Below are 6,524 nucleotides of genomic sequence, written 5' to 3'. Positions count from 1 at the left end.
CGGATTTCCGCTGATTTTTAATGTTAGAATGAACAAAACTTAGAAACTCAGTAGCTTGCCCCCTTAGAACCTTAGCAAAAACTCAATTAAACAAATTCTTCCTCTTTAATCGATTAATAGCTCCATTTAATTCAAAGCCCAACAAAAGAATCATACAATTCAACCAGATATAAATCATCAGAATCAGGAGCGTTCCGATAGAGCCATAGAGTTCGTTGTATTTTGCAAAACGCACGACATAAATCCCGAAGATAAAGGAAGTCAGTATAATTAAAATGGTAGTAAAAACAGAGCCTATACTAAAAAAGGAATGGCGTCGGGTTTGTTTGGTTCCGAATTTAAAGAGTATGGAGGTTGCCGTCAGAATCATTAATCCAACGAATACAAAACGTCCGATGCTGACAAAATTGATGTTTTCAAAAAGGCCTTCGCTTTTCATACGCTGTATGATGTATTCGAAAACGACAATAGAAGAAACAGTCACAATTAACAGGAACGATAATATAATGGCTATACCTAAAGCCACGGCATACTGACGAAAAAAGCCACGGGTGACGGTAATATGTCTTGAAATTTCAAAACCTCCCAATATGGCATTGACACCGTTCGCCATCAAGAAGATAGAAAGCAGGAAACCCGAGGAAAGCAATCCGCGGTAACTGTTATTTAAAATATCATTGATGATTTTGTAGATGGCTTCATAGGTATTGGGCGGTACGCTTTCTTCTACGAATTTCAGGAAATCGGCTTGAAATCCTTCAATTGGAATGTATGGAATCAGGTTTAGGATAAATAGCGCAAATGGAAAAAGCGCCATGAAAAAGCTAAATGCAATCGCACTCGCCCTATAGGAGAAGGCTCCTTTGGCAATTCCGATAAAATAGAGTTCGAGCAGGTCGTAAAGCGATAATCCCTCCAACCACGGCAGCTTGATACGCTGCGTGAGATGCATTAGCGGACGAATTACGGGAATTTTTTCGAGCTTGTCTTCTATTATCTTTGTCACCTTGTTTGTTTTAGATGGCTTTTAGGCTAAGATCCATATTATAGACTGAATGCGTCAATGCTCCGGATGAAATGTAATTGACACCACAGTCCGCATAATTCCGGATGGTCTTTTCATTGATATTTCCTGAAGATTCCGTTTGACATTGGTCACCAATTAAAGCTACGGCTGTACGGGTCATATCGTAATCGAAATTGTCGAGCAGTATTCTGTAAACGTTATCCGATTGCAGGATTTCGCGTACTTCATCCAGGTTTCTTGCTTCGACTATTATTTTTAAATCCAGATTGTTTTGCTTTAGATAGTCGTTTGTCTTTTGGATGGCTTTGGTAATTCCTCCGGCAAAATCGATATGGTTGTCTTTTAGCATGACCATATCATATAATGCAAAACGGTGATTTTCTCCTCCTCCTATTTTCACAGCCCACTTTTCAATAGCACGGATACCGGGTGTTGTTTTTCTGGTGTCCAGTACTTTGGTTTTGGTTCCTTCCAAAAGTTGGGCAAAGGATTGGGTTTTGGTTGCTATGGCAGACATACGCTGCATGGCGTTTAACACCAGGCGTTCTGATTTTAGTATGGATTGTGAGCTTCCGCTAACATGAAAGACAACGTCACCGTATTTTACAGGTGTTCCATCCTGAATGAATGTTTCTACTTTCAGGTCTTTATCAACATATTGGAAAATCATTTTGGCAAATTCCACTCCGGCAATAATGCCTTCATCCTTTACCAAAAGCTTGGCTTTTCCTTGTGCTGTTGCAGGAATACAGGCCAATGAGCTATGGTCGCCATCACCTACATCTTCGCGTATTCCGTTTTCTATGATTAGTCTTAATTCGTTTTGAAACTGTGCTTCTGAAATCATCTTGCCATTTTAATTGAAGCTAAAATAATAAAATCTTTAGACTTGAATGCTGTTTGCTTTATTTAATTGCCCACAATTTACCGGGTTTTCTATTTTTTGAATTCCTGATGAGATAGGCTTATCTTTGCCGTGCAATACTTAGAAACTTAGCATCTAAAATCTTAGAAAAAAATGAACATCAAGCTTATCGCCATTGGAAAAACCGACAATAAATCGTTACAAACGCTGATTGACGATTATCAAAAACGTTTGTCTTTCTATATTAAGTTTGAGCTGGAGATTATTCCGGATATCAAAAATGTAAAGAATCTTTCGGAAGCGCAGCAAAAGGAAAAGGAAGGAGAATTGATTTTATCAAAATTGGCTGCCACAGACCAGCTTGTGTTGCTAGATGAGAATGGTAAGAGTTTTTCGAGTGTCGGATTTTCTGAAGAATTGCAGAAGAAGATGAACTCAGGTATCAAGACCCTGGTTTTTGTTATTGGCGGCCCTTATGGTTTTTCAGAGGCCGTTTATGCTAAGGCTCAGGGAAAGATTTCGTTATCTGCCATGACGTTTTCGCACCAGATGGTTCGTTTGTTTTTTATTGAGCAGTTGTATCGAGGTTTTACTATTTTGAGGAATGAGCCATACCATCATCAATAGTGGATAGTTGATAGTTTTTAGTGGATAGTTCTTGTAGTGGATAGATGATAGTGGATAGTGCTTAGTTGGGCTTGCGGTATAAACAAATTTATTTAAAGAACCTGTTTTCTCTAAAATCTTAAATCAAAAATCTTAAATCCCAAATTCTCTAAAACAAACACTTCTTATCTAAACCCACTAATAACTAAAGCCTATCAATTATCAACTAACCACTGCTCGACAGAGCTTTATTGTTTCTAAGGCTTCTTTTACATCGTGAACTCTTAAAATCTTTGCGCCTTTGAGTAGGGAAATTGTATTGAGGACTGTGGTTCCGTTCAGGGATTCCTGTGGGGTGGTTCCGAGGGTTTTGTAAATCATGGATTTTCTGGAAATACCTGACAAGATTGGCAATTCAAGCATTTGGAACAGTTCGAGTTTGTTCATTACTTCAAAATTCTGCTCAGTGGTTTTTGCAAAGCCAAAACCGGGATCGATTATGATGTCGTTTATGCCAAGGCTTCGGGCGTGGTTTACTTTTTCGGAAAAATAGTAAAGCATTTCTTTAATGATGTCGTCATATTGCGTAAGGCTTTGCATCGTTTTTGGGTTGCCACGCATGTGCATCATGATGTAAGGTACGTTGTATTTCGCAACGGTTTCCATCATTTTGTCATCTAATCCTCCGGCAGCAATGTCATTGATGATTGCCGCTCCATGTTCGATGGCATTTTTGGCCACTTCACTTCGAAATGTATCTACTGAAATAATAATTTCCGGAAAAACTTTTACCAACAGGTCGATTATGGGAATAAGCCTGTTTAATTCTTCCGCTTCGGAAACAAATTCGGCATTGGGTTTTGAGGAATAGGCTCCGATGTCAATAAAAGTAGCGCCTTCATCCAACATCTGTTTTACTTTATCAATGATAGCCTGTTCGTTGTCATTTTTTCCTCCATCATAAAAAGAATCGGGAGTGATATTCAATATTCCCATTACTTTGGGAGTTGAGAGGTCGATAAGCGTTCCTTTGCAGTTCATTTGACTGGTTCTCGTCTTTATATTTTTTGTTGGATTGGAAAATTGTCTGTTGCAAGGCTTTTTGCTTTTCGCCCTAAACCTTTTTTCACTATTTTTGGACAAATTTCATACAAAGATACACCAAATAATGAATAGTACTTCTCAAGAATTTGACCGCATCATTGGCATCTGCCGCTCTTTATATATCAACAAAATGCAGGATTATGGTAGTGCGTGGCGCATCTTGCGACTGCCATCGCTAACCGACCAGATTTTTATTAAAGCACAGCGAATCAGAAGCCTTCAGGAAAACGACGTCCGTAAAGTAGATGAGGATGAAACGGGAGAATTTATCGGTATTATCAACTATTCTATCATGGCGCTTATCCAATTGGATTTGGGCGTGGTCGACCAGCCGGATTTGGATACGGAAAAAGCAACACAGCTTTATGATGAAAAGGTAGCTTTGACAAAAGCTTTAATGGAAGCCAAAAACCATGATTACGGCGAAGCCTGGCGTGATATGAGAGTGAGTTCCCTAACCGATTTGATTTTACAGAAATTACTGCGCGTCAAACAGATTGAGGACAACAAAGGAAAAACTATTGTTTCTGAAGGTATTGATGCCAATTATCAGGATATGATTAACTATTCTGTTTTTGCCCTGATTCTGATGGGATTTGCCAAATAACAACTCATTAACAAATTAGATATAGCATTAGCTTTATTTTTGAGAAAACTTAAACTCATGGAAAACTTAAAAAAATACCTGCCCTGGACCATCCGTATCCTGATTTCTTTCTTATTTCTAATTTCGGCCGTAGCTAAATTATACCCGTCCCCTTATTTTGCTATTTCTACATTTGAAGTAAAACAGCTGTATCCGATGGGATTTTCAGAAGATTTTTCTGTTTTCTTTTCCAGAATACTAATTGGAATTGAGTTGGCATTGGGGCTTTTACTGCTTCAGCCGCATTATTTAAAGAAATGGGTGATTCCGGCTACGATATTGATGCTTGTCGTATTTACAACGCACTTAACCATTGATACCATTCAAAATGGTGGTAATACCGGAAACTGCGGTTGCTTTGGCAGCCTGCTTCCTATGACGCCAATTGAAGCTATTATCAAAAATGTTATTGCCATAATACTTCTGGCGTATTTGCTGTATTTATTACCAAAAGGAGCTACAGATAAAAAGAATTTCTGGGTACTGACAACTGTTACTCTTGCATGTATACTAGCAATTTTTATGATGGCTCCTATACAGCCAAAAGCGGTAGAAGGCAATATTGACGATGCTACTGCCCTGCCTATTGAATCTTTAGAGACTTTCCCAACACAATCTGCCGATTCTTTAGCGACAGCTACACCTGCTGAAACTAAAACTGCTGAAACTCCTGTTGTTGAAGCAGAGGCTAAAGCAGCCGATGAGCCTGCTCCGCAAAAATCAGGTTATGCGCAGTATTTCAGCAAAGCCGATAAGGGCAAAAAAATAATCTGTCTTTTTGTTCCGGGTTGTGACCATTGCCGCGATGTTGCAAAAGAATTGGCCGAAATGAGAGCAAAAAACAAAAACTTCCCGGAAGTATCTGTTTTATTTATGAACGAAGAACCTGAAAAGATTCCTGATTTCTTCAAATTTGCAGGTACTGAATATCCGTATAAAGTTTTGGAAGTGATTCCTTTCTGGAAACTTTTAGGTACCAGTAAAGATACTCCGGGTGTGATTTATCTTTGGAATGGAAACAAAATCAAAGAATGGGACGGTATCAACGAAAAGAAATTCGTAGGTTCTGAACTGCAGAATGTCTTGAAAAAAAGCTATTCAGAGCTTAAAAAATAAGTATCGTTGATTAAATACTTAGTACATAAAATAGGATATGCACTGCTGACACTTTTCGGAGTTGTCACAGTCATATTCTTTTTATTTAATGTATTGCCCGGTGACCCGGCACGAATGATGCTTGACCAGAATGAAAATTCAGAACAATTGGCAATTGTCAAGAAAAAATATGGATTTGACAAGCCTATTTCTACACAATATTTATATTACCTCAACGACCTTTCCCCTGTTTCTTTCCACAGCAAAAATCAGGAGGATTATACATTTCTTACGGAAGGAAAATACAATGCCCTGCGTTTGTTTTCCATTGGAAATAATGAAGTCGTATTGAAAACGCCCTACCTGCGCGAAAGTTTTCAGAAAAGTGGCAAGAAAGTATCGGATGTGATTGGAAATACGTTACCCAATACCTTTCTGTTGGCTTTATTTGCTATTATTATTGCCATTGTAATTGGAATTCTGCTGGGAATAGTTTCGGCACTCTACAAAGACACCTGGCTCGACCGACTTATTGCTTTGTTAAGTACACTTGGAATGAGTATTCCCTCCTTTTTCAGCGCCATTTTGTTCGCCTGGCTTTTTGGATTCCTGCTGCACGAATATACCGGACTAAACATGACCGGAAGTTTGTATGAGGTAGATGATTTTGGGGAAGGACATTACATCCAATGGAAAAACATAGTACTTCCTGCAATTGTTTTGGGAATTCGTCCTCTAGGTGTTGTGATACAACTGATGCGTAATTCGCTGTTAGAAACATTTGGACAGGATTACATCAGAACTGCCCGGGCTAAAGGACTGTCAGAATTCCAGATTATAAGGAAACATGCTGTAAAAAACTCACTGAATCCTGTAGTAACGGCTATTTCAGGTTGGTTTGCTTCGATGTTGGCAGGAGCTGTTTTTGTTGAATTTATATTTGGCTGGAACGGCTTGGGAAAAGAAATTGTAGAGGCTTTAAATAATTTAGACCTTCCCGTAATTATGGGTTCGGTATTGGTGATTGCTACAACTTTTGTGGTGATTAATATACTGGTAGATATGGTATATGCTTATTTGGATCCGAAGATTCGATTGCAGTAAATTTTATTACCAACCCTGGCAGGGTTTGAAACCCTGCCAGGGTGAAATATTTAATAAATCTTTCTGAAAACTTAGTA

The 6,524-nt window shown here is 38.6% G+C and carries 7 protein-coding genes; 4 read left to right on the top strand and 3 right to left on the bottom strand.

Annotated features, from left to right (window positions below):
- Nucleotides 1–82: 82 nt before the first annotated feature.
- Together ASG38_RS00870 and nadC are read right to left on the bottom strand one after the other, a co-directional pair.
- Nucleotides 83–1,006: a YihY/virulence factor BrkB family protein gene (locus tag ASG38_RS00870; RefSeq protein WP_056065778.1), complete on the bottom strand. Its 924-nt coding sequence runs from the start codon at nt 1,004–1,006 to the stop codon at nt 83–85.
- Between the two features lie 10 nt (nt 1,007–1,016).
- Nucleotides 1,017–1,874, bottom strand: coding sequence for a carboxylating nicotinate-nucleotide diphosphorylase (gene nadC / locus ASG38_RS00865; RefSeq protein WP_056065774.1), 858 nt, complete (start codon nt 1,872–1,874; stop codon nt 1,017–1,019).
- Nucleotides 1,875–2,045: 171 nt separating this feature from the next.
- Between nadC and rlmH the strand changes: the two genes are divergently transcribed.
- Entirely contained in the window at nt 2,046–2,519 is a 474-nt protein-coding gene (rlmH, locus tag ASG38_RS00860) for a 23S rRNA (pseudouridine(1915)-N(3))-methyltransferase RlmH (protein WP_056065771.1), read from the top strand.
- 201 nt (nt 2,520–2,720) lie between these two features.
- On the opposite strand, the gene folP is transcribed toward rlmH, so the two are convergent.
- The gene (gene folP / locus ASG38_RS00855) at nt 2,721–3,539 is read right to left on the bottom strand and encodes a dihydropteroate synthase (protein ID WP_056066716.1); all 819 of its coding nucleotides are present in this window, start codon (nt 3,537–3,539) and stop codon (nt 2,721–2,723) included.
- Between the two features lie 127 nt (nt 3,540–3,666).
- Here folP and ASG38_RS00850 point away from each other — a divergent pair, with 127 nt between their 5' ends.
- Genes ASG38_RS00850 through ASG38_RS00840 form a run of 3 tightly spaced genes read left to right on the top strand, consistent with a single transcriptional unit; the run spans nt 3,667 to nt 6,447 of the window.
- Nucleotides 3,667–4,209, top strand: a complete 543-nt coding sequence (locus ASG38_RS00850) for a DUF1599 domain-containing protein (protein WP_056065768.1) — start codon at nt 3,667–3,669, stop codon at nt 4,207–4,209.
- Between the two features lie 57 nt (nt 4,210–4,266).
- Nucleotides 4,267–5,364, top strand: coding sequence for an SPOR domain-containing protein (locus ASG38_RS00845; protein ID WP_056065765.1), 1,098 nt, complete (start codon nt 4,267–4,269; stop codon nt 5,362–5,364).
- Nucleotides 5,365–5,370: 6 nt separating this feature from the next.
- The gene (locus tag ASG38_RS00840) at nt 5,371–6,447 is read left to right on the top strand and encodes an ABC transporter permease (protein ID WP_056065763.1); all 1,077 of its coding nucleotides are present in this window, start codon (nt 5,371–5,373) and stop codon (nt 6,445–6,447) included.
- Nucleotides 6,448–6,524 lie beyond the last annotated feature (77 nt).

The sequence above is a fragment of the Flavobacterium sp. Leaf359 genome, from assembly GCF_001423985.1.
Classification (GTDB): Bacteria; Bacteroidota; Bacteroidia; order Flavobacteriales; family Flavobacteriaceae; genus Flavobacterium; species Flavobacterium lindanitolerans.
The sequence above is the reverse complement of the archived record's forward strand: the minus strand, read 5'-3'. Positions and strand labels throughout refer to the sequence as shown.

Coding starts and splice junctions, on each gene's coding strand:
- ASG38_RS00850 (WP_056065768.1), top strand. CDS start 3,667: ATGAATAGTACTTCTCAAGAATTTGACCGCATCATTGGCATCTGCCGC.
- folP (WP_056066716.1), bottom strand. CDS start 3,539: ATGAACTGCAAAGGAACGCTTATCGACCTCTCAACTCCCAAAGTAATG.
- nadC (WP_056065774.1), bottom strand. CDS start 1,874: ATGATTTCAGAAGCACAGTTTCAAAACGAATTAAGACTAATCATAGAA.
- ASG38_RS00845 (WP_056065765.1), top strand. CDS start 4,267: ATGGAAAACTTAAAAAAATACCTGCCCTGGACCATCCGTATCCTGATT.
- rlmH (WP_056065771.1), top strand. CDS start 2,046: ATGAACATCAAGCTTATCGCCATTGGAAAAACCGACAATAAATCGTTA.